Annotated in this window: 24 protein-coding genes and 1 tRNA gene; 1 reads left to right on the plus strand and 24 read right to left on the minus strand. The window is 73.1% G+C overall.

Features of this window, described 5'->3' with window-relative positions; translation table 11 throughout:
- Positions 1-33 precede the first annotated feature (33 nt).
- Together ACWCYO_RS01770 and ACWCYO_RS01775 are read right to left on the minus strand one after the other, a co-directional pair.
- Complete coding sequence (locus ACWCYO_RS01770; RefSeq protein WP_449783023.1) at positions 34-393, minus strand: hypothetical protein; 360 nt, start codon at positions 391-393, stop codon at positions 34-36.
- 44 nt (positions 394-437) lie between these two features.
- On the minus strand, positions 438-1166 hold the full coding sequence (locus ACWCYO_RS01775; protein WP_270140609.1) for a dienelactone hydrolase family protein: 729 nt from the start codon (positions 1164-1166) through the stop codon (positions 438-440).
- A 234-nt stretch (positions 1167-1400) separates the two neighbouring features.
- Between ACWCYO_RS01775 and ACWCYO_RS01780 the strand changes: the two genes are divergently transcribed.
- A complete protein-coding gene (locus ACWCYO_RS01780; protein ID WP_449783024.1) occupies positions 1401-2339 on the plus strand; it encodes a hypothetical protein in 939 nt (312 codons plus the stop codon).
- 155 nt (positions 2340-2494) lie between these two features.
- Here the strand turns inward: ACWCYO_RS01780 and ACWCYO_RS01785 are convergent, their stop codons facing one another.
- The 22 genes from ACWCYO_RS01785 to ACWCYO_RS01890 all read right to left on the minus strand — a co-directional run bounded on the left by ACWCYO_RS01785 (position 2495) and on the right by ACWCYO_RS01890 (position 25492).
- A complete protein-coding gene (locus ACWCYO_RS01785) occupies positions 2495-3370 on the minus strand; it encodes an alpha/beta fold hydrolase (protein ID WP_270140611.1) in 876 nt (291 codons plus the stop codon).
- Positions 3371-3785: 415 nt separating this feature from the next.
- Positions 3786-6005, minus strand: a complete 2220-nt coding sequence (locus ACWCYO_RS01790; protein ID WP_449783025.1) for a CHAT domain-containing protein — start codon at positions 6003-6005, stop codon at positions 3786-3788.
- A 33-nt stretch (positions 6006-6038) separates the two neighbouring features.
- Positions 6039-6266, minus strand: coding sequence for a hypothetical protein (locus tag ACWCYO_RS01795; RefSeq protein WP_449783026.1), 228 nt, complete (start codon positions 6264-6266; stop codon positions 6039-6041).
- 97 nt (positions 6267-6363) lie between these two features.
- Entirely contained in the window at positions 6364-6876 is a 513-nt protein-coding gene (locus ACWCYO_RS01800) for a hypothetical protein (protein ID WP_270140615.1), read from the minus strand.
- 114 nt (positions 6877-6990) lie between these two features.
- Complete coding sequence (locus ACWCYO_RS01805) at positions 6991-8682, minus strand: DUF885 domain-containing protein (protein ID WP_449783027.1); 1692 nt, start codon at positions 8680-8682, stop codon at positions 6991-6993.
- A gap of 153 nt (positions 8683-8835) precedes the next feature.
- Complete coding sequence (locus ACWCYO_RS01810; protein ID WP_270140620.1) at positions 8836-10500, minus strand: phospholipase D-like domain-containing protein; 1665 nt, start codon at positions 10498-10500, stop codon at positions 8836-8838.
- Between the two features lie 273 nt (positions 10501-10773).
- Positions 10774-10850: transfer RNA gene (locus ACWCYO_RS01815), tRNA-Met, on the minus strand.
- Between the two features lie 86 nt (positions 10851-10936).
- Positions 10937-12019: a hydrogenase expression/formation protein HypE gene (hypE, locus tag ACWCYO_RS01820; protein WP_270140621.1), complete on the minus strand. Its 1083-nt coding sequence runs from the start codon at positions 12017-12019 to the stop codon at positions 10937-10939.
- Complete coding sequence (hypD, locus tag ACWCYO_RS01825; RefSeq protein ID WP_270140623.1) at positions 12012-13136, minus strand: hydrogenase formation protein HypD; 1125 nt, start codon at positions 13134-13136, stop codon at positions 12012-12014. Before hypD ends, hypE begins: the two co-directional genes overlap by 8 nt.
- Positions 13133-13426 carry a HypC/HybG/HupF family hydrogenase formation chaperone gene (locus ACWCYO_RS01830; RefSeq protein WP_270140625.1) on the minus strand — a complete coding sequence of 98 codons (294 nt, stop codon included), beginning with the start codon at positions 13424-13426 and terminating at the stop codon, positions 13133-13135. Before ACWCYO_RS01830 ends, hypD begins: the two co-directional genes overlap by 4 nt.
- 6 nt (positions 13427-13432) lie before the next feature.
- Positions 13433-15739: a carbamoyltransferase HypF gene (gene hypF, locus ACWCYO_RS01835; RefSeq protein ID WP_449783028.1), complete on the minus strand. Its 2307-nt coding sequence runs from the start codon at positions 15737-15739 to the stop codon at positions 13433-13435.
- Positions 15736-16500, minus strand: a complete 765-nt coding sequence (hypB, locus tag ACWCYO_RS01840; RefSeq protein ID WP_449783029.1) for a hydrogenase nickel incorporation protein HypB — start codon at positions 16498-16500, stop codon at positions 15736-15738. The genes hypF and hypB overlap by 4 nt, the downstream gene beginning before the upstream one ends.
- 5 nt (positions 16501-16505) lie before the next feature.
- Complete coding sequence (gene hypA, locus ACWCYO_RS01845) at positions 16506-16886, minus strand: hydrogenase maturation nickel metallochaperone HypA (RefSeq protein ID WP_270140628.1); 381 nt, start codon at positions 16884-16886, stop codon at positions 16506-16508.
- Positions 16887-17002: 116 nt separating this feature from the next.
- The gene (locus ACWCYO_RS01850; RefSeq protein ID WP_405000582.1) at positions 17003-17107 is read right to left on the minus strand and encodes a DUF6893 family small protein; all 105 of its coding nucleotides are present in this window, start codon (positions 17105-17107) and stop codon (positions 17003-17005) included.
- Positions 17101-17625, minus strand: a complete 525-nt coding sequence (locus tag ACWCYO_RS01855) for a hydrogenase maturation protease (protein ID WP_270140630.1) — start codon at positions 17623-17625, stop codon at positions 17101-17103. The genes ACWCYO_RS01850 and ACWCYO_RS01855 overlap by 7 nt, the downstream gene beginning before the upstream one ends.
- Positions 17622-19010 carry a hypothetical protein gene (locus tag ACWCYO_RS01860; RefSeq protein WP_270140631.1) on the minus strand — a complete coding sequence of 463 codons (1389 nt, stop codon included), beginning with the start codon at positions 19008-19010 and terminating at the stop codon, positions 17622-17624. Before ACWCYO_RS01860 ends, ACWCYO_RS01855 begins: the two co-directional genes overlap by 4 nt.
- Positions 19007-19651 carry a DUF6084 family protein gene (locus tag ACWCYO_RS01865; RefSeq protein ID WP_449783030.1) on the minus strand — a complete coding sequence of 215 codons (645 nt, stop codon included), beginning with the start codon at positions 19649-19651 and terminating at the stop codon, positions 19007-19009. The genes ACWCYO_RS01860 and ACWCYO_RS01865 overlap by 4 nt, the downstream gene beginning before the upstream one ends.
- On the minus strand, positions 19648-20295 hold the full coding sequence (locus ACWCYO_RS01870; protein ID WP_270140633.1) for a DUF5947 family protein: 648 nt from the start codon (positions 20293-20295) through the stop codon (positions 19648-19650). Before ACWCYO_RS01870 ends, ACWCYO_RS01865 begins: the two co-directional genes overlap by 4 nt.
- Positions 20292-20759, minus strand: a complete 468-nt coding sequence (locus tag ACWCYO_RS01875) for a thioredoxin (RefSeq protein WP_449783031.1) — start codon at positions 20757-20759, stop codon at positions 20292-20294. Before ACWCYO_RS01875 ends, ACWCYO_RS01870 begins: the two co-directional genes overlap by 4 nt.
- Positions 20756-22543, minus strand: coding sequence for a nickel-dependent hydrogenase large subunit (locus tag ACWCYO_RS01880; RefSeq protein ID WP_270140636.1), 1788 nt, complete (start codon positions 22541-22543; stop codon positions 20756-20758). The genes ACWCYO_RS01875 and ACWCYO_RS01880 overlap by 4 nt, the downstream gene beginning before the upstream one ends.
- Before the next feature lie 69 nt (positions 22544-22612).
- Positions 22613-23668 (minus strand): NADH-quinone oxidoreductase subunit B family protein, encoded by a 1056-nt coding sequence (locus tag ACWCYO_RS01885; protein WP_449783032.1) that lies wholly within the window; start codon positions 23666-23668, stop codon positions 22613-22615.
- 132 nt (positions 23669-23800) lie between these two features.
- Positions 23801-25492 (minus strand): hydrogenase maturation protein, encoded by a 1692-nt coding sequence (locus ACWCYO_RS01890; RefSeq protein WP_449783033.1) that lies wholly within the window; start codon positions 25490-25492, stop codon positions 23801-23803.
- Positions 25493-25552: the final 60 nt, after the last annotated feature.

Raw genomic sequence — 25552 nt, forward strand, 5'->3', positions numbered from 1 at the left:
GCGGGCCCCGGCGCCTGGCGCACCGGGGCCCGTTCATGAGCTCAACAGGCGGCGCCAACGCGGCAGTTCGGTGCCGCAACAGGCCAGCGCGAGCAGCGTGGCCAGCACCGCCGCCCAGCTCGGGAAGAGCAGCCAGGCGGCGGTGACCGCGCCCGCGAGTTCGGCGAGGACCATGACGATCGTGACCCAGCCGGGCACCGCGACGACCGTCCCCGGCTTGTCCCCGGGCGTCTGCAGCAGCGCCGGGACACCGATCAGCAGCACGTCCACGCCGATCGCCAGCAGGATCGAGTGCGGCCACAGCGCGACCGGCAGGCCGATCCACCCGACCAGTTCCAGCCCGGCCCGCAGCGCGGTGGCGTACCAGGGCTCGGTGCGCTGCTGCTCGTCCATCGCCCTCCCCCGTCGAAAGCCGGAACACCGGAAGCCGGAACGAGCTACAGCCGCTCGGCCAGCGCCTCGTGGACGCGCCGCCAGGCGTCGGCCGTCGCGGCGGCGTCGTGGTCCTCCGGGCGGTCGGACGCGAAGCCGTGCCGGGCGCCCGGATAGGTGACCAACTCGTGCCCCACCTTGGCGTCCGTCAACCGTCGTTCGGCCTCCTGCCATTCCGGCTGCGGGAGGATGTGGTCCAGCTCGCCGCAGAAGCCCAGCAGGTACACGCCGTTGGCGGCGATCCGCTCGGCGGTCTCCAGCGGCGGCACCGGACCGACCAGCGGGAAACCGGAGTTGAGCAGCCAGCCCGGGTAGAACACCGCGGCCAGCTCGAAGCGCAGCTCGGTGGCCGCGCGCACCGCGATGTGCCCGCCCATGCTCGTCCCGACGAAGGCCACGCCGCGCCCGTCGGCCAGGGCCAGGGCGGCGGCCAGCGCCTCGGCGGCGTCGGCGACCAGCTCGTCGCGGTCCAGCGCGCGCATCAGCACCAGGCCCGCCTCGCGCTCCTCGGCGCTGTAGCCGAGTTCGGTGCGGCGGGCGCTGCGCCAGTAGAAGTCCGGTGCCACCGCCACGTACCCGAGGTCCGCCAGCTCGGCACAGACGCCCCGCAGGTACGGGTTGACCCCGTACAGCTCCGAGCAGACCACCACCGCGCCGCGCACCTCGCCCGCCGGGCGGTGCACGTACGCCTCGATCCCGCCGGACGTGCCCAGCTCCTGCCACTGACCCGTCATCGGATCCCCCGTCGATCGATCGGCAAACGTCGCTGCGCATCGTAGTGCCGGTTGTCACGGACGACCCAACCCGGTGTCGCCGGCGGTTCACCGACAAGGACTTGGTATGAGCACGGCAAAGGATTCGCACCGCCGCGTCCACCATCTGGACGGCGCCGCCCCCGAGTTGATGTGGTGTCCGGGCCCAACGGGCACGGATAAACCTCCCACACCCTCACACTCGGGAGCAGACGCATGCGCACACCGCTCAAGGCCGCCGCCCACACCCTCACCGCGCTGGCCCTGGCCGCCTTCGGCACCACCACGCTGGCCACCGGGGCCGAGGCGCAACCCGCCCCGGCACCCGCCCACTTCGGGGCCAAGCCGCTCCACTCGGGTGCCGCCCAGCGCACGGCCGCGACCACCACCAACACCCTCTCGGTCCGCTCCTCCGCGAGCCAGGGCGTGGTGTCCCCCACCCCGAAGGTGTACCTGGTCTTCTGGGGGAGCCAGTGGTCCTCCGACCCGGCGGGGGTGGCGCCGGACATGCAGAACATGTTCAAGGGCCTCTACGGCAGCCAGGACACCTGGGGCACCATCCTCGACCAGTACTGCGAGGGCGTCGCCAAGGGCACCACCAACTGTGGCACCAACGGCATCCACGTCCAGCACCCCACGTCCTCACCGCTGGCCGGCGTCTGGTTCGACAACTCCGCCGCCGCCCCCGGCAACGCGACCAGCACCCAGATCGCCGCCGAGGCCGGCAAGGCCGCCGCCCACTTCGGCAACACCACCCAGGCGCCCAACCTCAACGCCCAGTACGTGGTGGTCTCCGCCACCGGCACCCACCCGGACGGCTTCCCCAACACCGGCTTCTGCGCCTGGCACGACAAGACCAGCAGCTCCTACGGCACCCTGGCCTACACCAACCTGCCGTACATCCCGGACCAGGGAGCGGGCGCCTGCACCACGTTCACGGACGGCCGACTGCTCTCCGGCATCGAGTCCACCGAGACCCACGAGTACGCCGAGACCGTCACCGACTTCTGGCCCAGCATCGGCTGGAACGGCGGCGGCGGAGAGATCGGCGACGAGTGCGAGAACCTCGACGCCTACGTCACCCTGAGCACCGGCACCTTCGACCTCCAGGGCCTGTGGTCCAACAGCGCCAACAAGTGCGTCACGCACGGTTAGTAACGGCCGGATGAGCGCGGGGGCCGCCGCCGGGCGGCCCCCGCGCCTCGGCCCGGGGATCAGCTCAGGACGGGCTCAGCACGGGACCAGGTCAGAATCAGCTCAGGCTCAGGCTCAGGCTCAGGCTCAGGCTCAGGCTCACGCTCGGCACAGGATCAGCTCAGGCTCAGGACCGCCTCGGCGAAGGCCTCCGGCGCCTCCTGCGGGACGTTGTGGCCCACCCCGGGGAGAGTGCGCAGCTCGCACGGACCGGTGAACCGCTCGGTGCCCTGCTGGTCGGCGGGCGCGATCACCCCGTTGGCACCGCCCACCAGCACCACCGTGGGCACCTCGATCGGCGGCTGGGCGGCGAGCCGGTCCTCCAGCGCCTGGTAGCGCGGGTCCCCGTCCACCAGGCCGTAGCGGTGCCGGTAGGAGTGGATCGACACCTCGACGAAGTCCGGGTTGTGCAGGCTGGGCGCGGAGGCGGCGAACGCCTCCTCGGCCGCCGCCCAGGTCGGCGACCACAGCCGCCAGAGCAGCCCGCACAGCTCCTCGCGGTTGCGCTCCAGCCCGCGGCGGCCTCGCTCCGAGTGGAAGTAGTACTGGTACCAGAAGTTGTGCTCCGCCTCCGGCGCCGCTGGTTCCGTCGCGCCGGCGATGTTCTGGATGGTGTAGCCACCGGCCGTCACCAGACCGTGGATCCGCTCCGGGCTGGTGGCCGCGACGACGCAGGCCGCGCGCCCGCCCCAGTCGTAGCCCGCGACGACGGCCCGCTCGATCCCCAGCGCGTCCATGAAGTCGGTCAAGTCCTCTCCGAGCGCGGCCTGTTGGCCGCTGCGCAGGGTCGCCTCGGCCCGGAACCGGGTCGGCCCGAACCCTCGCAGGTACGGCACCAGCACCTCCCGGCCGGCCTCCGCGAGCAGCCGCGTCACGTCGTCGTAGGCCCGTACGTCGTAGGGGAAGCCGTGCAGCAGGATGACCGGAGCGTCGGTCCTCCGGCGGCGCTCACCGGTCCGGTGGTAGGCGATCTCCAGAACCGGTGTCGTCACCCGGTGCAGCTCGTGTAGCTCATGGGAACTCGCAGTCATCCGGTCATGCTCGCACCTCTGACTCGGACACGACCGACTCAGGGGCAGGGATGGGGAGTGACGGCCTGCCTTTCCTCGCTGCGCCCCGAGGCCGATCAGCGTTGGTTCTCCCAGGAACGGGTACCGCCCTCGCCCACGGCACCGAGGTCCGGTTGACCGTGTACAACTCCACCGAGGACGAGGACTGCCCGGTCACCCACGGCCCCTCGCCCCGCCAACGGTCGCGTACCCGGCCTTCCACCGCGCCGTCGAGCACGCCCTCCGCGAGCTGGACGAGGCGTAGCCGACCCCCCCGCAGAGCTTCTCCAGCCTCCGGCCGGCCGCCCTCAGCGACCGACCGCGGCGCAGCCGGATGCCGAAGCGGATCTCGCGTCCCTCAGCGTCGGCGGGTTCCCGGATCCGGTTCGCCGCCGCTCGGTGCCAGGGCCGTGACCAGCGGGTGCCGGGGATCGAAGGCGAGGTGCCGCCAGAAGCCGGGCGGCGGCCCTTTCCAGAAGAACTCCAGCGAGTCGCCCACCCGCGCGATGAGTTCGAGGTTGCCGCCCGGCCGACCGTCCCGGCCGCCGAAGGTGCTCTGGACCATGCAGACGGCGTCGACCTCCAGGTCCCGGGCGATCGCGTAGGGCCGGCTCCAGGGCAGGCCGGCGACGCCGTTCCTGCGCCGCAGGTGCAGCAGGCCGCCACCGACCGCCGGGCACACCAGCTCGAAGTCCCCCGGATCCCCCAACCGGTCCTGCAGCAGCACCGGGTTGCCGCTCGCCCCGGCCGCGATCGGCTCCGCCATCAGCTGCCAGCCATCCGGCTCCCGCGTCCCGTTCCACGCGAACCACAACTCCTCCCCCACCCGTGCCACCACCTCCAGACTGCCCCGCCCGCCACCGAGGTCGCTCTCCACCATCCCCACCCCGTCCACCGCCCCGAGCTCCAGCCCGAAGGCGTACGGTTCGCTCCACGGGTAGCCCCGTACGTCGTTGCTGCGGCGCAGGTGCAGCAGGCCGCCACCGACCGCCGGGCACACCAGCTCGAAGTCCCCCGGATCCCCCAACCGGTCCTGCAGCAGCACCGGGTTGCCGCTCGCCCCGGCCGCGATCGGCTCCGCCATCAGCTGCCAGCCATCCGGCTCCCGCGTCCCGTTCCACGCGAACCACAACTCCTCCCCCACCCGTGCCACCACCTCCAGACTGCCCCGCCCGCCATCGAGGTCGCTCTCCACCATCCCCACCGCCTCCGCCCCTTCGAGCTCCGGCAGAACGGTGGCCGGCGGATCCCACGGAATGCCCGCCGTGTCGTTCCTGCGCCGCAGGTGGACCAGACCGCGGCGGGCGGTCGGGCAGAGCAGTTCGAAGTCCCCGAGCGCGGGCTCCGCCGCCCGGTCCTGGACCAGCGCGGGTGTGCCGGTGACCCGGGTGCGGCGGGCCGCGTCGGCCGCGATCAGCCGCGCCTCGTCGACCACCAGATTCTCGGCGGCCTTCTCCTGGTGGGCCTGCGGTCGCTCGATGTCGAACAGCCGGATGTCCTGGTCATCGCGGACGTAGAGCACCGGCGTGGCCCAGGCGAGGCTTTCGTCGTCCTCCAGCAGCATGGCGAGCCGCCCCTGGTGCACGGCCACGTCGATCGGGCGGCGCAGCGCGATCAGTGCCTGGTAGAAGAACCGGGCGAAGACGATCGCCGCGGCGTCGGTGACCTTGAACTGCATGGCCACCACGGCCGGGACGAACCGCAGCAGTGCTCCCGCGACGCTTGAGAAGGGGGCCTGGTCGCTCGCGCTACCGGTCTCGCAGCCGTTCAGGACCACCAGCTGGGGCCTCGGGGCGGCTTCCCCGATGACCTTGCCCAGGGGCTCGGCATGGATGTCCGCCGGCTCTCCGGAGACGTTGGCGGAGGCCAGCGCACCCTCCTGCCTGGGTTCGTCGTAGTGGCCGTGGCCCACGAAGTGGAAGACGTGGCAGCCCCCGGTCAGCGCGGCGAACATCGCCGTCCAGTCCTGGGCGGTCACCCAGCGCAGGTGGGCGAGGTCCCCGCGTTCCAGCGCCGCCAAGCTGCGCTTCAGGTGGTTGCGTTCCCTGCCGACGTCCAGCCGGGGCTTGTCCGGCGCCCGGGCGGCCACCGCCAGCACCTGCAGGGGCGAATCCGCCTTGAGCGCCGCCACGCTGTGGGCCGGTTCGACCCGGCGCACCAGCGCGTGGTCCAGGCACAGGTATCCGAACTCCTTGCTGTGCATCAGCTCCCAGGGGAGCACGGCCAGCTGCGGGTCGTCCAGGCGCAGCACCAGCCTCAGGTGCCGGCCCCGCGCCGCCGCGGCACGCCGGGTGCTGGCGTACAGCTCCGCTACCTCGCCGGGGAGGGCCGCCTCGAACAGCGCGTCACCGATCTGACGTGCGGTGTCGCCCCGGATGGAGAACTCGCCGCCGCCCGACCTCGCCACCAGGTTCAGCCTCCGGACCGGGACCTGCAGCGTGCCGGCTGTCGTCCGCAGCTCCGCGACCTTCAGCGGGACGCCGTCGGCCGACGCCCGGGGTCCGCCTCCGGCCCAGGCCCGGACGGAGTAGCGGTCGTCGTGGCCCGAGATCTCCAGTTCCAGGACGTCGCGTTCCATCGTCTGCTCCCGGCGATCCTGCGTGCGGGCACCTCAGTCGTCGCTGCGTGTGCTGCCCACGAACTCGTTCCTGAGGACGGCCTCGGCCCGGTCCGCCATCTCCTCGCCGCCGATCAGGTCCACCTGGACGTTCTCCGCCTCGCCGGACAGGTCCTCGACGTTCGAGAAGCGCACGTCGTGCCGGGTCAGGATCTCTCCGACGCCGGCGGCGTCGACACCCTCGGGAACGACCAGGCGCAGGATCAGTCGGTCGTTTTCCACGCTCCGATAGGTGGGCCACCGGTTGTCCTGGTCCTCCCGCTTCCGGCCCTGGCCTTTCCCGATCCGATCCGACATCTCCCACTCCGATCACGGACGGTCACAACTGTGAGATCACCGCCGCGAGGACGAGCGCGACCTCGACCAGCAACAGGAGCGTGGCCCACCGGTAGTAGCGGGCCAACAGTTCGATCTGCCGCTTGTTCTCGTTCAGGGTGTGCACCAGCCGGAGCACCAGCGCCCGGTTGACGGGCGGACCGCCCGCCTCGGCCGACGGCGGGTCCAGCACCTCCATCACGGAGTGACCGAACGTGAAGGGCCTCGGCCAGACCACCAGCATGACGACGAAGCCCTGGACCAGGATGACGCCCAGCAGCGAAACGGCCGCCCAGAGCGGGAACTCGACTGCCGCGGCGTTCCCGATCAGGTGCACGGAGGACGAGAAGGTGACCACGAAGGCGGCGGCCGCGAAGATCCCGGACGCCCTGGTTCTGAGGTTCCCGACCGTACGGTCCTGGGCGTCGCACAGGTTCATGGCCACCTGGTAGGCCAGTTGCACCCGCTCCTGGTCCGGCGCCGGGGGGTTCCCGCCGGGTCCTGCCACGTCGTTCATGACGCCCTCCTGGGAGCGGTCCGGCCCCTCCCGAGGCGCGCGATCCCCGCGTCTTCGGCTTCTCATCTCACGATAGCCCCGGCGCCGGTGGGGTGTCACAACCGCTGACCGGGGCTACCCCTCGGCGAGCCGGGCGGCCAGGTCGTCCAGGCCGAGGGAGCCCTGGGCGAGCACGCCGGTGTGCCAGGCCCTGAGGTCGAAGTCGGCGCCCTGGCGGCGCCGGGCCGCCTCGCGGCCCTGCAGCCAGGCCCGTTCGCCCAGCTTGTAGCCGATGGCCTGGCCCGGCCAGCCGAGGTAGCGGTCGATCTCGCTGGTGCGGCGCGGGAGCTCGCTGCCGTGGTGGGCGGCCATGAACTCGAGGGCGAGGGCCGGGGTCCAGCGTTCGCCCGGGCAGCTGCTCCATTCGCTGGTGGCCGAGTCGGCCGGGATGGCGAGTTCCAGGTGCATGCCGATGTCGACGATCACCCGGATGATCCGGAGCATCTGCTTGTCCAGGTAGCCGAGGCGCCGGGCGGGGTCGGTCAGGAAGCCCAGCTCGTCCATCAGGCGCTCGGCGTACAGCGCCCAGCCCTCCTTGTTGGCGCTCACCGCGCCGAGGGTGATCTGGTAGGTACTGAGCCGGTCGGCGCAGGCGGTCCAGCGGGCGGTCTGCAGGTGGTGGCCGGGGACGCCCTCGTGGTACCAGGTGCTGACGAGCTGCCAGGTGGGGAAGGACCGACGGCCGAGCGCGGGCAGGTAGGTGCGGCCGGGGCGGCTGAAGTCGAGGCTGGGGCCGTTGTAGTAGGGCGCGCCCGAGCTTCCCGGCGGCGCGATCCTGGACTCCACCCGGCGCATCGGGCCGGTGATGTCGAAGTGGGTGCCGTCGAGGGCGTCGATCGCCTCGTCCATGACCTGCTGCAACCAGGCGCGGACGTTCTCCTCGCCCTCGACGGCGTGGCCGTGGGCGTTGAGGTGGTCCATGGTGGCCCGGACGCCGGCACCGGGGAGGATGCGCTCCGCCTCGGCCCGCATCTCGGCGGCCGTACGGTGGAACTCCTCCCAGGCCCAGGCGTACGCCTCGGCCGGGTCGATCTCGGCACCGTTGGCCCAGCGGGCGGAGCGCAGGTAGCGCTCGCGGCCGACGGCGTCCGGGGTGCCGTCGGCGGCGGGCAGGTAGGTGTCGGCCAGCCAGTCCCGGAAGGCGGCGACGGCGGCGGTCGCGCGCTCGGCGGCGGCGTCGAGTTCGGGTCGCAGTGGGGCGGGACCGGCCGCGACGAAGCCGGTGAACCAGCTCGCCCCGCCGCCGGGTCGGCCGTTCCGGCCGGTCCAGGCGTCCAGTTGGGCGATCGCCGCGCGGGCCTGCCGGGGCGCGCAGAGCAGCCCGCGGGTGATGCCCTCGGCCAGCGTGGCCCGGTAACCGTCCAGTGCGCCGGGGACGTTGCGCAGCCGCCCGGCGACGGCGGCCCAGTGCTCGGCGGTGTCGGTGGGCATCATGGTGAAGACGCCCCGCACCTTGTGCAGGGGGGAGTTGACGTTGCGCAGCTCGCGGAAGTGGTCCCTGGCCTCGTGCACGGCGAGTTCGGCGGTGAGCCGCTCGCGCAGCAGGCGGGCGCAGTCCGCGTCGGCGGGGTCGGCGGCGGGGTCGGGGATTGCGGCGGTGTGCACGGGCACCGCGGTGTCGAGTGCGGTCAGCGTCCGCCGGGCGAGTTCGGCGAGCGCCTCGAACCCCTCCGGTGACAGGTCCGGTTGCCGGTGGTCCTCGGGGTGGAGGCCGAGTCTGGTCGAGGTCGCCGGGTCGAGTGCCGCCACCTGGGCGACGTAGCTCATCGGCGATCCTGCGGGCGGACTTCGGCGTCTCGGGCATGGGGTTCCATGCTGGCGCAGCGGGTGACCCGCCGTCCAGGGTGCGCAGGACCGGGCCGCCGTCACCGGGGGTTCCGGCGACGGCGGCCCGATGCGTGGGCATGGGTTGACCGGATGTCAGCCCTGGCAGAGGCCCCGGCTGTAGTCGAAGGTCGCGGCGGCCTGCGAGTACTGCCACTGCGGGGCCAGCAGCTGCTGGTCGAGCTGCGCGGCGGCGGTCCGGTTCTCGACGACGTAGCCGAAGTCCTGCAGCCAGGCCGGGTAGAGGTTCTTGGAGCCGATGAAGAAGGCGGATCCGTCGACCGAGACCAGCTTGTGGTGCAGCGCGTACGGGTGGCCGTCGGCCCAGGTCGGGGCCGAGGAGGCGCGGAACGGGGCGAGTTGGAGGTTCTGGCACATCGTCGTCCGCGCCTTGGCCGGGTCGCCGAGGCGGGCGGTGAGGCGGGCGGCGAGGGTGTCGCTGATCTCGTTCAGGGACTTGATCTGCGAGTAGCCGCCGCTGCCGACGGCGCCCCGGTTGCCGGGGTCGCTGACCACGATGCGGACCTTCACGCCGTCCGCGAGCTTGCCCGCGAGCAGGTCGAACAGCCGCACGTCGTAGCGGGGCAACGGCGGGCAGGTGCCGGTGACGTCCTGCTGGGAGATGTCGATCCGGCTGCCGGCGCTCGCGATCAGCGCGCGCAGCGCGGTCTCCTCGGGGTTGACCGTCGCGTAGTCGCGGTCGTCGTTGGTGTTGTCGTGCAGGCCGATCGGGCCGCACTTGAGGTCGGCGGCGGCGGGCGCCCGGTCCGGGCGGTAGCCGGAGGCCGGGTCGGTGTCGCGGATCCCGACGCCCAGGCCGCCGACGGCGATCACCGGCAGATCGCCGGTGGCGGGCACCTGCCCGGCCGCCGGGTTGAGGCGTCGCTCCAGGTCGGGGGTGCAGCCGGAGCCGTTGGTCGAGGCGAACCAGGCGGCCGAGAAGACACCGGTGTTGCGGCAGGTCCAGTCCCACAGGGTGTCCAGGTAGGAGCCGGCGGAGGCGGCGGCCGGACCGTTCAGCGCCAGGTCGACGTCGGTGACCGGGTGGGCGGTGTCGAGGTAGTCGGCCTTCCAGTCGTTGATCCCGCCGGTGATGACGCTCTGCCCGTCGACGACCAGCAACTTGGAGTGGTTCCAGGAGAACGCGGTCTTGGCGGTGGTCATCGAGGCCACCTCGATGGTCACGCTGCCGGCCGCGCCACCGAGCCGGGACACCAGCTCGTCCCGGTACTTCGACGGCAGCGCGGTGATGTTGTACAGCGGCGCGGCCCCGGCCAGGATCCGCACGTGCGGCGCGTTCCCGGCGGCGACCGACGCCTTGAGGCCGTCCACGATGGCGTCCTGGAACGCACCGTCCGGGAACGGCGCGAGAGTCGAGATGTCGACGGTCCGGGTCGCCCGCGAGATGTTCTCCCGCATCTTGTCGAGCAGCCGCTTGGTCCCCGCCCGCCGGGTGCACGAGGCGTCCCCCCAGCACCCCGGCGTCTGCAACAGCCACCCACCCGGATCCCCCGCCGGGGCGTCCAGCCGATTGCCCGCCGTCCGCTCCCACACCGTCCCCTCCAGCCCCGGCGACACCCGGCGCAACGCCTGCTGCACCGCGTCCAGGTGCGCAGTGGCATCGGCCTGCGCCGCCGCCCCCGGCACGGGAGCCGGATCCGCGAACGCGGGAGCAACGGGCAGCACGGCAACAGCAGCGACAAGGGCCAGCGCGGACCCGGCCAGACGGCGACCGGAACGGCGGAACTGGTGAGAGAGCACGTACGAGTCCTTCAAAGGAGGCCGGGGACGTTCACCCGGACGACACCATTAAATTACCCTAAAGTAACCTGATGTGATGTCAGGGCCTCATCAAGATTCCCTCTTCACCGGTGAACTGACGGCAAGCCATCAGTCCTCGCTCGCAAGGGAGTTGGTGGAGAGGCGACCGCGGTGAAATCTCCAATGGTCCCGCCGCCACGGACGCCGACACCGCGCCCGGAACGCAAAGAAGCCGGGGTCGGCGCGATCAATCGCGCCGACCCCGGCTCCTGCTGGTAGCGGGGACAGGATTTGAACCTGCGACCTCTGGGTTATGAGCCCAGCGAGCTACCGAGCTGCTCCACCCCGCGTCGGTGAGATCACCTTATGCGACAACCCCGCCGAAACGGAAATCGGTTTCCCCGGCCGGCGGTCCGATCCGCCCGGGGAGCCGTGGTCAGCAGATCCGGGGCAGTTGTTCGCCCATCGGCAGGTCGACCACGCGGGTGCCGCCGAAGCCGGTGCGGGCGACGACCATGCCGGGGTGGTCCTCGACGCACTCGCCGATGGCCACCGCCTCCGCGCCGAGCGGGTGGGCGCGCATGGCGGCGAGCACGGCGTCGGCCTCGGCGCGCGGGACGAAGGCGACGAGCTTGCCCTCGTTGGCGATGTACATCGGGTCCAGGCCCAGTACCGCGCACGCGTTGGCCACCGGGTCAGGGACGGGGACGGCGCGTTCGCTCAAGCCCACGCCCACCCCGGCCGCCGCCGCGATCTCGTTGAGCGCCGCGGCCAGCCCGCCCCGGGTGGGGTCGCGCAGCACGTGCAGATCGCGGGTGGCGCCGAGCATCGCCTCGACCAGGCCGCCGAGCGCCGCGCAGTCGCTGCGCACCTCGACCCCGAACTCCAGGCCCTCCCGGACGCTCAGGATCGCCACCCCGTGCAGCCCGATCGGCCCGCTGACGATCACCACGTCGCCCGGGCGGGCCCGCTGCGGGCGGATGTCGACCCCGGCCGGGACGAGCCCGATGCCGGCGGTGTTCAGGTAGACGCCGTCCCCGTGCCCGGCCTCGACCACCTTGGTGTCCCCGGTGGCCACCTCCACTCCGGCGGTACGGGCGGCGGCGCCGAGCGCCCGGGCGATCCGGTCGACGAGGGCCAGCTCCACCCCCTCCTCCAGGATGAAGCCGCAGGACAGGTAGGCCGCCCGGGCTCCGCTCATCGCGAGGTCGTTGACCGTGCCGTTGACGGCGAGGTCGCCGATGCAGCCGCCGGGGAAGAACAGCGGCCGCACCACGTAGGAGTCGGTGGAGAACGCCAGCCGCGCGCCGCCGAGTTCGAGGACGGCCGAGTCGCCGAGCCCGGCCAGTGCCGGCCCGCCGAACGCGGGCGCGAACAGGTTCTCCACCAGTTCGGCGGACATCGCCCCGCCGCCGCCGTGGCCCATCACCACCCGGGGGTGGTCCCGCAGCGGCAGCGGGCAGCTCCAGCCGGAGAAGTCCGGCGCGGCCGGGTCGGTGCGCAGTTCGGTGTCAGCCAACGGGGCTCGCCTCCTGAGCCGGGCCCGGCGTGCTCAGCCGCCGGTAGAGGTAGTACGCGGCGCAGGCGCCCTCGCTGGAGACCATGGTGGCGCCGAGCGGCGTGCGCGGGGTGCAGACCGTGCCGAAGGCCTCGCACTGGTGGGGCTTCAGCAGCCCCTGCAGCACCTCGCCGGCCCGGCACCGGGCGGGTTCGCGGGTGCGGATGCCCGCGACGTCGAAGCGGTGCTCGGCATCGTGCTCCCGGTAGCGCCGCGCGAGCCGCCAACCGCTCTGCGGGATCACGCCGATGCCCCGCCAGGAACTGTCGGTCACCTCGAAGACGTCCTCCAGCATGGCGCGGGCCGCCGGGTTGCCCTCGGGCCGGACGGCCCTGGCGTAGGCGTTGTCGACGGTGTGCTCGCCGCGCTCCAGCTGCCGCACGGTCCGCCGGATGCCTTCGAGGATGTCCAGCGGCTCGAAGCCGGTGACCACGATCGGCACCCGGTGGCGCTCCGCGAGCGCCGGGTACTCGGCGGTGCCCATCACGCTGCACACGTGCCCGGCGGCCAGGAAGCCCTGGACCCGGCAGTCCGGTGAGGCCATGATCGCCTCGATGGCCGGGGGAACCCGCACGTGCGAGACCAGCATGCTGAAGTTGCGCAGGCCCTGCTTCTTCGCGAGGTGGACGGCCATGGCGTTCGGCGGGGCGGTCGTCTCGAAGCCGATGCCGAAGAAGACCACCTCCCGGTCCGGGTTCTCCCGGGCGATCCTCAGCGCGTCCAGTGGCGAGTACACCACCCGGACGTCGCCGCCCTCACCCCGCACCCGGAACAGGTCGCGGTCGGTGCCGGGCACCCGCAGCATGTCCCCGAAGGAGCAGAAGACCACCTCCGGTCGGGCGGCGATCGCGAGCGCCCGGTCGATCACCTCCAGCGGGGTGACGCACACCGGGCAGCCCGGACCATGGATCAACTCAACCTCGTCCGGCAGGAGTTGGTCGATGCCATGCCGGATGATGCTGTGCGTCTGGCCGCCGCACACCTCCATCAGCGCCCAGGGCCGGGTGACCGTCGCCCTGATGTCCGCGAGCAGGCCCTCGGCCAGCTCGGGGTTGCGGAACTCCTCCAGGTACTTCACCGCTCGACCTCCTCAGCCACTCCCGCCGCCCCGGCGGCCTCCCACGGGTCGCCGAACTCCTCCTGCAGCAGCCCGAGTTCCTCGAACAGCCGCAGGGTCCGCCGGGCCGACTCCTCGTCCAGCCGCTGCAGCGCGAAGCCCACGTGGACGATCGCGTACTCCCCCACCTCCAAGTCCGGCAGGTACTCCAGGCAGACGTCCTTGACGACCCCGCCGAAGTCCATCACCGCCATCCTCGTCCCGTCGCGCTCCCCGATCTCCGTCACCCTGCCGGGCACCGCCAGGCACATCCGCTCTCACTCCTCCCGGGCGGCCGACGACCGGCCGGCCACCATCAGCTGGCCGAGCGCCAGCCCTCCGTCGTTGGGCGGCACCCGGCGGTGCCGCAGCACGGTGAAGCCGTCCTCCCGGAGGCCGCTCGCGCAGGCCGCGGAGAGCAGCGCGTTGGCGAAGACGCCGCCGCTGAGCGCGACCGTGGTGCTGCCGTGCCGGTCGCGGGCGGCCGCGCAGACCTGCCGGACGGCGTCGGCCACCGCGGCGTGGAAGCGCGCGGCGATCAGCCCCGTCGGCGCGCCCGCGGCCAGGTCCGCCACCACCCCGGCCAGCACCGGCCCGGGTTCGACGACCCAGCCGTCCTCGTCGGCGAGAAGCCCGAAGCCGTAGCCCGCCGCCGGGCCGAACTCCACTGCGGCCGCCTCCAGTTCGATCGCCGCCTGGGCCTCGTACCCGGCCCGGTGGCAGATCCCGGCGAGCGAGGACACCGCGTCGAACAGCCGGCCCATGCTGGAGGTCGACACGCAGTTCAGTCCGCGCTCCAACTGCCGCTCCAGCAGTCGCAGTTCGTCACCGGGACAGGCCTGGACCGGCGGCAGTCCGGCGGCCCAGGGCAGCCCGGCCGCGCGCAGCTGCGCCAGCGCCGTGCGGTACGGGCGCTCGACGGCCGCGGCCCCGCCGGGCAGCGGCACGTAGGCGAGGTGGGCGAGGCGGCGGAATCCGTCGTAGTCGGCGAGCAGCACCTCGCCGCCCCAGATCGCGCCGTCCTCGCCGTAGCCGGTGCCGTCGAAGGCCACCCCGAGGACCGGCCGGCCGCCGTCCAGCCCGTGTTCGGCCATGACCGCGGCGATGTGGGCGTGGTGGTGCTGCACCCGGCGCACCGGCCGGCCGGCGGCGGTGCGCCCGGCGTGGTGGAGCGAACGGTAGCCGGGGTGGCGGTCGGCGACCAGCAGTTCGGGCCGCACCCCGCTGACCGCGCCGAGCTGGTCGACCGCGCGGTCGAAGGCGCGCAGCGTGGCCAGGTCGTCCATGTCGCCGATGTGGCCGGACAGCCAGGCGTAGCCGTCGCGGGCCAGCGCGAAGGTGTTCTTCAGGTCCCCGCCGACGGCCAGCACCGGCCGGACGGGCACCGGCAGCGGGAGCGGCAGCGGGGCGTACCCGCGCGAGCGGCGCAGCGGCAGCTGTTCGCCGTCCACCACCCGCACCACGGAGTCCTCGCAGGGCACCTGGATCGGCCGGTCGTGGCCGAGCCAGCCGTCGACCAGCGGGGCGAGCGCGCCGAGCGCCTCCCGGTCGTCGGTGACGATCGGCTCCCCGGAGAGGTTGGCGCTGGTCATCACCAGCAGGTCCGGTCCGGGGGCGGCCAGCAGCAGGTGGTGCAGCGGCGTGTACGGGAGCATCACCCCGAGGTCGGGGCTGCCCGGGGCGACCGCCGGGAGTTCCGCGGCGAACCCGCCGGGGCGGCGCAGCAGGACGATCGGCCGCACCGGTCCGGTGAGCAGTTCCCGTTCGACGGGCCCGAGCGGCAGCAGTGCCTCGACGGTGGCGAGGTCACGGGCCATCAGGGCGAAGGGCTTGTCGCCGCGGCGCTTGCGCCGGCGCAGCAGGTCGACGGCCCCGTGGTCGCGCGCGTCGCAGGCGAGGTGGTAGCCGCCGATGCCCTTGACGGCGAGGATCGCCCCGTCGGCGAGCAGCCGCCGGGCCCCGCCGAGGGCGTCCTCGTCGCGGCGGTCGGCGTGCCCGGGGACGGTCAGGGTGAGCCGTGGTCCGCAGCCGTGGCAGGCGACGGGCTGGGCGTGGAAGCGGCGGTCGGCGGGGTCGGTGAACTCCCGGGCGCAGTCCGCGCACATCGGGAAGCCGGCCATGGTGGTGTTGGCCCGGTCGTAGGGCAGGCCGGTGACGATGGTGTGCCGGGGGCCGCAGTTGGTGCAGCTGATGAACGGGTGCCGGTGGCGCCGGTCGGCGGGGTCGGTGAGTTCGGCCAGGCAGTCGGCGCAGACGGCGACGTCGGGCGGGATCAGGGTGGCGCGCGGGCCGTCGGTGCGGGAGGCCGTGATGGTGAAGCCGGTGGCGCCGGTGGCGGCGAGCGGCTCGTGCTCGACGGAGGTGACCCGGGCGAGCGGCGGCGCGTCCTCGGCCACCCTCCGGCAGAAGGCGTCGAGGGCCTCCCGACTGCCCTCGACCTCGGCGAGCACGCCCTCGCCGGTGTTGGTGACGCTGCCGGCCAGTCCGAGTTCCCCGGCCAGCCCGAAGACGAACGGCCGGAAGCCGACGCCCTGCACCAGGCCGCGGACGGCGACCCGCCTCCGCTCGTGGTCGAGCACCGTCACGACGGCTCCGGCGCCGGGTGGTGGTGCCCCTCGTGCGCGTGTCCCCGGTGCGCGTACCCGGCGGCCATCACCGGCCGGTGCGGCGCGGCGCCGTCCAGCACGGCGAGCGCCCGGTCCAGCAGCGCGCCGACGCCGTCGCCGGTGCGGGCGGAGGTGGGCACCACCTCCACTCCGGGGTTGACCCGCTGGACGTTGGCGAGGAACACCGTCTCGTCGAACTCGGCCGCCGCGGCGAGGTCCGCCTTGGTGACCAGCACCAGGTTGGCCAGCCCGAACGCGGTGGGGTACTTGAGCGGCTTGTCCTCGCCCTCGGTCACCGAGGCCAGGACCACCCGCAGCGATTCACCGAGGTCGTAGGAGGCCGGGCAGACCAGGTTGCCGACGTTCTCCACGAACAGCAGCCGGCAGTCCCCGGGCAGCCAGCCGTCCAGGTGCCCGGCGAGCATCCGGGCCTCCAGGTGGCAGAGCCCGTCGGTGAACACCTGTTTCACCGGCGCTCCCGAACGGGCCAGCCGCAGGGCGTCGTTCTCGGTGGCGAGGTCGGCGGTGAGCGCGGCGACGGACACCCCGCGCCGTCGGGCGAGCCCCAACTCGGCTTCCAGCAGGGCGGTCTTGCCGCTGCCGGGGCTGGAGAGCAGGTTGACCGCGACCGTCCCGCGGGCGGTCAGCGCGGCCCGCAGTCCGCGGGCGCCGTCGTCGTTCCGGGCGAGCACCGCCCGCCGCAGGTCGACCGTCTGCCCCGCGGGTTCGGTCTGGCACATCGGCTTCAGCCTTTCTGTTCGGCCGGGGCGCCCGAGGGCCCGGCCCACTGGACGTCGAGGATCTGGAGCTCGCGCCCGGACAGCAGCTCGACGCCGCTGCCCCGGCGGCAGTCCGGGCAGGCGAGGTCCGGCGGCATGCCGACGGCCCATTCGACGCCGCAGGGTGCGCAGCGGGCCCGTGCCGCGACCGGCTCGGTGTCCAGCGCCGCGCCCTCCACCAGCGTTCCGGTGCAGGCGAGTTCGAAGCAGAAGTCGAGGGCCTCGGGGACGACGCCCGCCAACTCGCCGACCCGCAACCGCACTCGCGCCACCGCGGGGGCGCCGTGTTCGCGCGCGGCGGTGTCCACCTGCTCGACGACGGCGGCGGCGATCGACATCTCGTGCATCGGTCCCTTTCCACGGCGGCCGGCAACGCGCCCCATTACAGGGCGCGGTGGCGGCGACGGCTCGAAGCCGCGCCGCCACCGCGTCCGGGGCTGCACCGTTCGCAGCAATCCGCGGCTCACATCCGCGAGATCTTCAGGTACCGCTGGAGGTCGGGCAGGCTCTGCCAGACCAGCGCGCCGAGCCCCGCCAGCAGGGCCGCGCAGAAGAGTTTCCTCAGCATGGTGTCGTCCTCCTCTCCGACGGCAGGGCCTCCGCCACCGACAGGGCCTCCGCCACGGCCCCCAGGACCACGCGGACGGCCTCCTCGACGGCGGCGGCGACGGGTTCGCTCAGTCCGATGCCCTCCTCCAGCGACGCCGGCTCGCAGCCGACCACCAGCACCCGTCCGGGCGGCTCGCCCCCGGTACCGGCGGCGAGCGTGGCGAGCAGCCCGAGCACGGCGTCCGGCCCCATCCGGTGCCCGTCCAGGACGGGCACCTCCAGCGGCTCGGCGGCCGCCTCGATCAGGTACACCGTGCCGGGCGCGCCACCGCGGCAGGTGGCGTCGACCAGGACGGCGGTGCGGTAGCCGTCGAGCAGCCGGTACGCCAGGTCGACGCCGCGCACGCCGACGTCGACCACCTCGACGCCGTCCGGCATCGGGTGGGCGGCGAGGCGCCGGACGGTCTCCACGCCGAACCCGTCGTCGCCGAGGAAGACGTTGCCCACCCCTGCGACCAGCACGGCCGGCCGGCTCACGACTCCTCCAGCGGGGTGACCTCGTCGGGCTGGAAGTACCGGAAGCGCCCCTGGGCCCGCCACAGGTCCGCACCCGGGTCGTCCTCCACCGTGACGGCCAGGTGCACCGAGCCGTCGAGGTCGTGCAGCACCGCCTCCACCACGGCCGTGCGCCCGTCCAGGAAGAGGTCCTGCGCGTCGGTGCGCCGCCGTCCGGGCCGCAGCAGCACCCGGCTGCCCGCGCCGACCCGGTGACCGTCGACCAGCACCCGGTCCCGTTCGGGATCGACCTCCGGGTCGTTGCCCGGGTCCCACCAGGGCTGCTCCGGGCCGGCGCGGTCGCCGGTGATCTCGCGCAGCCCGCGGATCGCGCCGTGCAGCCGTTCCAGCACCTCGGGCGGCATGGACCCGGCGAGGTCGATCACGGCGCCGGCCCGGTCGTCGGTGCCCCGCGCCTCCCGCTTCTCCTGGTCGGTCAGGGCCGCCGTCCGCAGGGCCAGGATCTCGTCGATCTCGGTGGCGTCGTACAGGGGGCCGAGGCTCTCCGGGGCGATCCGCGGGTGGTCCTCCAGGATGATCGGCGAGGACAGCACCACCTGGTCCCCGCCGTCCGGTCCGGCCGGCACCGGCCAGGTGCGCTCGTTGCAGCAGTGCTCGACGGCCGACCGGGCCCACTCGGGCGGATCGGCGACCGACAGGAAGCGGCCGTGCTCCAGCCCGAGCAGCAGGTGGGTGGAGACCAGGGAGCGCGGCAGCGCCTCCTCGCGGCCCGCCTCCAGGCTCGGTGTCCACTCGGAGGCGTTCTCCACCTCCACGGTCAGGCGCTGCGCCCGGTACGGTCCGGGCAGTTCCTCGACCCTCAACCGCACCAGCCCGTCGACCTGTTCGCGCCGGCGCACCAGCCGACCGACGGCGCTGCCGTGCTCGTGCAGCAGCTCCGTCCCGCCGACGCCCGGCAGCCGGAACCCGTGCTGCACGACCTCTCCGGTCAACTCACTGATGGGCAATAGGAGTTCGATTCGCTCCTCGACGGCCTCGTCCCACTCGACGAGCACCCGGTCGGCGAGCTCCAGCTGCTCCACCGGCTCGAACCCGCCGCCGTCGGCGGCCCGTTCGACGGTACGCCGCTGGACCCGCAGGAAGCGCAGCTCGACCGCCAGCCGGTCGTCGCGCCGCGCCTCCATGACGCACTCGGTGCGCTGGTGGGAGTGTTCGCCGCCTTGTGCGGTGTACTCGGGCGGCACCAGCACGCCGAACTGCCAGCGCAGCCGGTTCTTGGCCGCGGAGGCGCGGTACGGGTAGAGCACGTAGCCCTCCATCAGCACCGCGTCGGCGATCTGCCGGGCGGCCGCGAAGCCGCGCTCGATCCCCTCGGGGAAGACGACGGGCTCTCTTCGCTCGCTCACCCGGCCCCCTCCCCGACAGCGGCCGTGGTGAGCAGTTCGCGCACCGTCGCCTCCCAGGAGGGCAGGGCCCGCCGGGAGCGGTAGGCCAGCAGTTCGTCCATCAGGTCCTCCGGCAGCCGCAGCCAGCCGCAGCCGGGGAAGTGCCGGTCGACGGCCTCCCGCCAGACCCGCACCGGCATCCGCACCCGGGCCTCCTTGTCCCACGGCACGGGAGTGACCTGGAAGCCGCCGGGGCCGGCGAAGGCGGTGCCGGAGAAGAGCAGCAGCAGCGGCACCTCGCCGCCCTCCAGGGCCCGGAAGTAGCGGGCGCAGGCCACCTCCAGGTCGTAGCTGCACGGCACCGCGAGGTCGGCCTCGGTCTCCCCGGTGAATCCGGGCACCAGCAGCGGCACGGTCGCGAACTGGATCGGGTTGAGCGTGGTGGCCCAGCGCTCCCGCTCACCGAAGAGGTCGCCCAGCCGCTCGCCCTCGGCGTCGAGGTACGACCGGCGGCCGGGTTCGATCCGCAGCTGGCACTGCAGGGCGAGGGCGTGCACCCGGATGTCGGCCGGCGCGGTGATCCGCAGCCGGAACACCAGGGTCGGCACGGCCGCGTACGGGTCGGAGCGCACGTCCGTGCAGGCGAAGCCGAGCGACGTCACGCCGTCACCTCCGCACGAAGCGGGCGAGCCCGTACGGCCAACTGCCCGAAGTAGGCGTCGAGTTCGGCCCGGGCCTCGGCGCCGCCGTCGAAGCCGTGCCAGCACCGCCGCAGCCGGCCCACCAGCTCGTAGCAGACGTCGATCGGCACCAGGAAGGACTCGACCCGCCCCTCGGCGCGGCGCAGCAGCAGCGCCTCCACGTCCGGTTCCAGGGCGGCGGCCAGCCGGCTGGCGCCGAGGGCGCGTTCCCAGGCCTCCTGGTCCAGCTCGCTCTCGGTGGCGCCGGCCGGCCCGGGGTAGAACGCGAGCAGCCGGTCCAGCACGGCGTTGCGGAACAGGAACACGGTGCCGACCGGGACGCCCAGCACCGACCAGGCCTGCTCGTCCAGCTCGCCGTCCGGGTCGCTCAGGTAGCGGTCCGGCACGGCGCGGTAGCGGCCGCCGGCCGCGCCCGGCTGCCGGAACAGCAGGCCGCAGGCGGTGCAGGTGCAGGCCAGGGCGCGTTCCTCGACGTCCACCAGGTGGCGGTGACCGGCCGGCAGGTCGTGGCCGCAGAGGCCGCACTGCTCGGGCCGGGGCGGTGCCGGCTCGCGTAGCCGGCGCAGCAGGGCGGTCCCGTCCCGGGAGACCCGTCGGGTGTTCATCGCGCCTCCGCGGGCTGCGGCGGGCGGGTGCCGATCTGGAGCAGCTGCGGGGCACGCTCCAGCTCCAGGGCCGTCACCTCGGGGGCGTGGCAGGCGAGGGCGGCCTCCACCTCCTGCTCCCCACAGCCGCAACCGGTGGCCGTGCGGCGCAGCCGCAGGGTGCCGGTCTCCGGCGCGAAGCCGAGCACCTCGACCCGCTCGGGCAGGGCGGCGAGCGCCCGGTCGATCCGGGCGGTCACGTCCTCGGGGTGCAGGTCGTGCAGGAGCAGCAGCCCGGCCACCACCGGGTCGTCCAGCAGCCGTTCCAGGGCGGGCGGGGGCAGCGCCGGGACGAGTCTGGCCAGACCCTCGCCGTAGAACTCCATGAGGTCGCGGACGAGTTGCTCGCCCGTCTGCTCCGCGCCGCTGCCGGCCAGGGCGTCCAGGGCCTGCTGGATCCGCAGGCCGGTCTGTTCGGCCGTCATGCGGTGAGCCCGCTCAGGCCGGTGGGCACGTGCATGGTCTTCAGGGTGCGCCCGTCGCCCACGTACATGTGGACGCCGCAGGGCAGGCAGGGGTCGAAGCTGCGCACGGTGCGCATGATGTCGATGCCCTTGAAGTTCTCCGGGGTGTTCTCCTCGAAGATCGGCGTGTTCTGCACCGCGTCCTCGTACGGGCCGGGGGTGCCGTGGCTGTCGCGCACGCTGGCGTTCCACGGGGTGGGCGGGTACGGGTGGTAGTTGGCGATCTTGCCGTCACGGATCACCATGTGGTGCGAGAGCACGCCGCGCACGGCCTCGGTGAAGCCGCAGCCGATCGACTCGTCCGGCACCTCGAAGCGCTCCCAGGTCTGGCTGCGCCCGGCGCGGACCTCGTCGAGCGCCTTCTCGGCGAAGTGCAGGGCGGCGGCGGCCGCGTAGGCCTGGAAGTAGGTGCGGGCGCGGTTGCGCTCGATCGCGTTGCTCCACTGCGGGATCTTCCACTCGAAGGTGACCTCGGGCTTGGTCATCGAGCGGGGCAGGTTGATCAGGACGCTGTGGCCGGTGGCCTTGACGTAGCCGATGTCGACCAGCCCGGACAGGGCGGTGGACCACAGCCGGGCGATCGGGCCGCCGCCGGTGTCGAGGGCGAGGTGGTCCTCGCCGTCGAACCAGCGCGGGGACATCACCCAGCTGTACTTGTCGTCGAAGTTCCGCTTCTGGGGCTGCGGGATGGTGTGCTGGTTCCACGGGTGCCGGGGGTCGACGGGGTTGCCGAGCGGGTCGTGGGTGACGAAGAGCTCCTTGCCCTGCCAGTCCTCGTAGTAGGAGCTGCCGAGCAGGATGCGGATGCCGAGGTTGATCTGCGTCAGGTCGTTGGTGACGAGCTTGCCGTCGACCACGATGCCGGGGGTGACGAACATCCGCCGGCCCCAGTCCGTCATGTTGCGGTACGTGAAGTCGCAGTGGTCCGGGTCGTTGAGGCTGCCCCAGCAGCCGAGCAGGACGCGGCGCCGGCCGACCTCCTCGTAGCCGGGCAGCGCCTGGTAGAAGAAGTCGAAGAGGTCGTCGTGCAGCGGCACGACCTTCTTCATGAACTCGACGTAGCGCATCAGCCGGGTCAGGTAGTCGGTGAACAGCTGCACCGTCGCGACGGTGCCGACGCCGCCCGGGTAGAGCGTGGAGGGGTGCACGTGGCGGCCCTCCATCAGGCAGAACATCTCCCGGGTGTACCGGCTGACCTGGAGCGCCTCGCGGTAGAACTCGCCCTCGATCGGGTTGAGGGAGCGCATGATGTCGGCGATGGTCTTGTACCCGTGGTCGCCGGCGTGCGGGGCCTCGGTGCGCTCGGCGAGCTCCAGGACGCCCGGGTTGGTCTCCTTGACCATCTTCTCGCAGTAGTCGACCCCGACCAGGTTCTCCTGGAAGATGTTGTGGTCGAACATGTACTCGGCGGCCTCGCCGAGGTTGATGATCCACTCCCCCAGGTGCGGGGGCTTCACGCCGTACGCCATGTTCTGGGTGTAGACCGAGCAGGTGGCGTGGTTGTCGCCGCAGATCCCGCAGATCCGGCTGGTGATGAAGTGGGCGTCGCGCGGGTCCTTGCCCCGCATGAAGACGCTGTAGCCGCGGAAGACCGAGGAGGTGCTGTAGCACTCCGCGACCCTCTTCTGCTTGAAGTCGATCTTCGTGTGGATGCCCAGGCTGCCCACGATCCGGGTGATCGGGTCCCAGGACATCTCGGTCAGGCCGCTGCCGTCGCCGGTCGCCCTGGTGGTCGGTGTTGCCATCGTGTCCGCGTGTCCTTGTCTGCGAGGTCGACGGGGCCGCACACCGGGGCGGTGTGCGGCCCTCCCCTGTCACCAGGGCGGGCGGTAGCCCGTGGTCAGGTGGCGGCCGGTGCGGCGCCACTTCGGTTCCTTGTCGACGGTCTTCAGGGTGATCGCGCGCAGCCGGCGGATCAGCGGGCCGTACGCGCTGCTGGCGCCGCTGGACACGCGCGAGCCGGGCGGCGGGTCCATGAAGGGCATGAACTTGTCCGGGAAGCCCGGCATGGTGCAGGCGATGCAGATGCCGCCGACGTTCGGGCAGCCGCCGACGCCGTTGGTCCAGCCGCGCTTGGCGACGTTGCACTTGACGACCGGGCCCCAGCAGCCGAGGCGCACCAGGCACTCGGGGGTGCCGTAGTCGGTGGCGAACTGGCCCTGTTCGTAGTACCCGCCGCGGTCGCAGCCCTCGTGCACAGTGGCGCCGAACAGCCAGGCGGGCCGCAGCTTGTCGTCCAGCGGGATCATCGGCGCGGAGCCGGCCAGCTGGTACAGCAGGTAGGTGAGCGTCTCGGCGAAGTTGTCGGGCTGGATCGGGCAGCCGGGCACGCAGACGATCGGCAGCCCGGCCTTGGACTTCCAGTCCCAGCCGAGGTGGTCCGGCACGCCCATCGCGCCGGTCGGGTTGCCGGCCATCGCGTGGATGCCGCCGTACGTGGCGCAGGTGCCGATCGCCACCACGGCGGTCGCCTTGGGAGCGAGCCGGTCCAGCCACTCACTGGTGGTGATGGGCTGGCCGGTGGCGGGGTCGTCGCCGAAGCCGCACCAGTAGCCCTCCTTCTTGATCTTCTCGTTGGGGATGGACCCCTCGACGACCAGGACGAACGGTTCGAGTTCGCCGCGGTCGGCCTTGAAGAACCACTCGACGAAGTTGTCCGCGCCCTGGACCGGACCGCACTCGAAGTCGATCAGCGGCCAGTGCACCGCGACCTTCGGCAGGCCGGGCAGCGCGCCGGTGACGATCTCCTCGATGCTCGGCTGCATCGCGGCGGTCAGCGAGACGGAGTCGCCGTCACAGCTGAGGCCGGCGTTGATCCAGAGAATGTGCACCACGTCGGTGTCGGTCGTTTCAGCGGTTGCAGCACCCATGAGGATGCCTCCTCGGGGACGGGAGCCGGACGGGATGGCTCGGACCCAGTCATAGCAACGGTCCGGATCGGCCGCCGCTCCGCGGACCGGGCGGACCGCCCGGAGCGCGCAAGCCCTCCGCGGCCGTTCGGGTCACGTCCGGGCGAACAGCCCGGCGGGCACCGGGCTCTTGCGGACGAACGCGGATCGCAGCGCGTGGTACGGCGATTCGGGTGTGAAGAACTGCCGGCGCATCACCGCGAGCTCCTCCTCCCGGTACGCGGCGAGCGGCTTCGCCCGCTCGTCGGCCTCGCGCGCGGCCTTCTTCGCCGCGATCCGGTGCTGGGCGCCGGGCGAGGCGGCGAGCAGCCCGGCCAGGTGGGCCGCGTTCGCCCCGAACTCGGCCGGCCCGCAGTCCAGCACCCGGTCGACCAGGCCGATCCGCTCGGCCGCGGCCGCCGACACCGGGAGGGCCCGGCCGGTCAGCCGCCCGGCCTCCGCCGTGCCCACCCGGCGCGGCAGGGTGTACGTCCAGTACTCCGACCCGTACAGGCCCATCAGCCGGTAGTGGGGGTTGAGCACGGAGCCGCCGCGGCACCACACCTCGTCGGCGGCCAGCGCCAGCATCATCCCACCGGCCGCGGCGTTGCCGCCGAGGGCGGAGACCACCAGCCGGTCGGTGGTGGTGAGCACCTCGGCGACCAGGTCATCCATCGCGGTGATGTTGGCCCAGGACTCGGCGGCCGGGTCCGGCGCGGCCTCGATGACGTTGAGGTGGATGCCGTTGGAGAAGAAGTCCCGGCCGCCGCCGAGCACCAGCACCGAGGTCGGGCGGCCGAGCGCGAAGCGGTACGCCGCCAGCAGCCGACGGCAGTGGTCGGTGGACATCGCCCCGCCCGGGAAGGCGAAGTGCAGCAGGCCCACCGGGCCGTCCTCGCGGTAGCGGATGTCCGACCAGCCGGGCTGCTCTCCCTCGCCCGGCATCAGCGGCGCGGGCGCCTCGGGCAGCGGCGGCAGCAGGGAGCCGAGCGCCGTCACCGCCGGGAGCCTGAAGGTCGCGGGCCCGCCGGGGGTGCGGCGGCGGCGCAGTTCGGGGATCCACACCGCGCCGTCCGAGGTGGCCCGGCAGACGGCGCCGGCCCGGGTGGCGAGCAGCTCGCCCGCCCGGCCGCGCAACAGCGGCTCGCGGTGGCCCCCGTGCAGGTACCACTCGCCGCCGCACAGCTCGTCCAGCACCCCGGGTTGGGAGTCCGCGGCGCGGAGCCGGCGCAGCACCGCCTCGGTGGAGTCGCCCGCCCAGTCGATCCGGCGGCCCTCCTGGCGCAGGAAGGGCCGGGTGCGCACGGTCTCGTGCCAGCCGGGGCCGTGCTGCGGCTGCGGGGCGTACGCGCCGGAGGCGAGGCGTTCCACGGCGAGCAGGGCGGCGGCGACGGCCGCGTCGGAGACCTCGTTGCGGTAGAGGTCGCTCTTGCCGCGCTCGGGCAGCAGGCAGGGCTCCGCGGCCCAGACCGGTCCGGCGTCCAGCTCCGCCTCGGCCTGGAGCACCGTGACGCCCCATTCGGTGCGGCCGTCCTGGATCGCCCGGTCGAGCGAGGAGGGGCCGCGGTCGCCCGGCGGGCCGGGGTGGACGATCAGGCAGGTGAGCTCCGACCAGACCTGCTGCGGGATCGCGGTGCGCAGCATCGGCGCGAGCAGCACGTCCGGCCGGAACCGGCTCACGGCGGCGGACAACTCCTCGTCGTCACCGGCGAGTTGGAACTCGACCTGATGGCGTCGGTCGCGCAGTTCGGCGTGCAGCCGCTGGCTGAGGCTGTTGAACGCGCTGGCGAGGAGCAGGATCCGCATGTCCGCCTCCGACGGTGATGGCCTCCGGGATTCCGGCGATCATCACCTCCGGCCCGCCCG

The organism is Kitasatospora sp. NPDC001683 (assembly GCF_053596495.1).

Excerpts from the sequence above, each read along its gene's own strand:
- ACWCYO_RS01770 (WP_449783023.1), bottom strand. The coding sequence starts at position 393 with ATGGACGAGCAGCAGCGCACCGAGCCCTGGTACGCCACCGCGCTGCGG.
- ACWCYO_RS01775 (WP_270140609.1), bottom strand. The coding sequence starts at position 1,166 with ATGACGGGTCAGTGGCAGGAGCTGGGCACGTCCGGCGGGATCGAGGCG.
- ACWCYO_RS01780 (WP_449783024.1), top strand. The coding sequence starts at position 1,401 with ATGCGCACACCGCTCAAGGCCGCCGCCCACACCCTCACCGCGCTGGCC.
- ACWCYO_RS01790 (WP_449783025.1), bottom strand. The coding sequence starts at position 6,005 with ATGGAACGCGACGTCCTGGAACTGGAGATCTCGGGCCACGACGACCGC.
- ACWCYO_RS01800 (WP_270140615.1), bottom strand. The coding sequence starts at position 6,876 with ATGAACGACGTGGCAGGACCCGGCGGGAACCCCCCGGCGCCGGACCAG.
- ACWCYO_RS01805 (WP_449783027.1), bottom strand. The coding sequence starts at position 8,682 with ATGAGCTACGTCGCCCAGGTGGCGGCACTCGACCCGGCGACCTCGACC.
- ACWCYO_RS01830 (WP_270140625.1), bottom strand. The coding sequence starts at position 13,426 with ATGTGCCTGGCGGTGCCCGGCAGGGTGACGGAGATCGGGGAGCGCGAC.
- hypB (WP_449783029.1), bottom strand. The coding sequence starts at position 16,500 with ATGTGCCAGACCGAACCCGCGGGGCAGACGGTCGACCTGCGGCGGGCG.
- hypA (WP_270140628.1), bottom strand. The coding sequence starts at position 16,886 with ATGCACGAGATGTCGATCGCCGCCGCCGTCGTCGAGCAGGTGGACACC.
- ACWCYO_RS01850 (WP_405000582.1), bottom strand. The coding sequence starts at position 17,107 with ATGCTGAGGAAACTCTTCTGCGCGGCCCTGCTGGCGGGGCTCGGCGCG.
- ACWCYO_RS01870 (WP_270140633.1), bottom strand. The coding sequence starts at position 20,295 with ATGAACACCCGACGGGTCTCCCGGGACGGGACCGCCCTGCTGCGCCGG.
- ACWCYO_RS01875 (WP_449783031.1), bottom strand. The coding sequence starts at position 20,759 with ATGACGGCCGAACAGACCGGCCTGCGGATCCAGCAGGCCCTGGACGCC.
- ACWCYO_RS01880 (WP_270140636.1), bottom strand. The coding sequence starts at position 22,543 with ATGGCAACACCGACCACCAGGGCGACCGGCGACGGCAGCGGCCTGACC.
- ACWCYO_RS01885 (WP_449783032.1), bottom strand. The coding sequence starts at position 23,668 with ATGGGTGCTGCAACCGCTGAAACGACCGACACCGACGTGGTGCACATT.
- ACWCYO_RS01890 (WP_449783033.1), bottom strand. The coding sequence starts at position 25,492 with ATGCGGATCCTGCTCCTCGCCAGCGCGTTCAACAGCCTCAGCCAGCGG.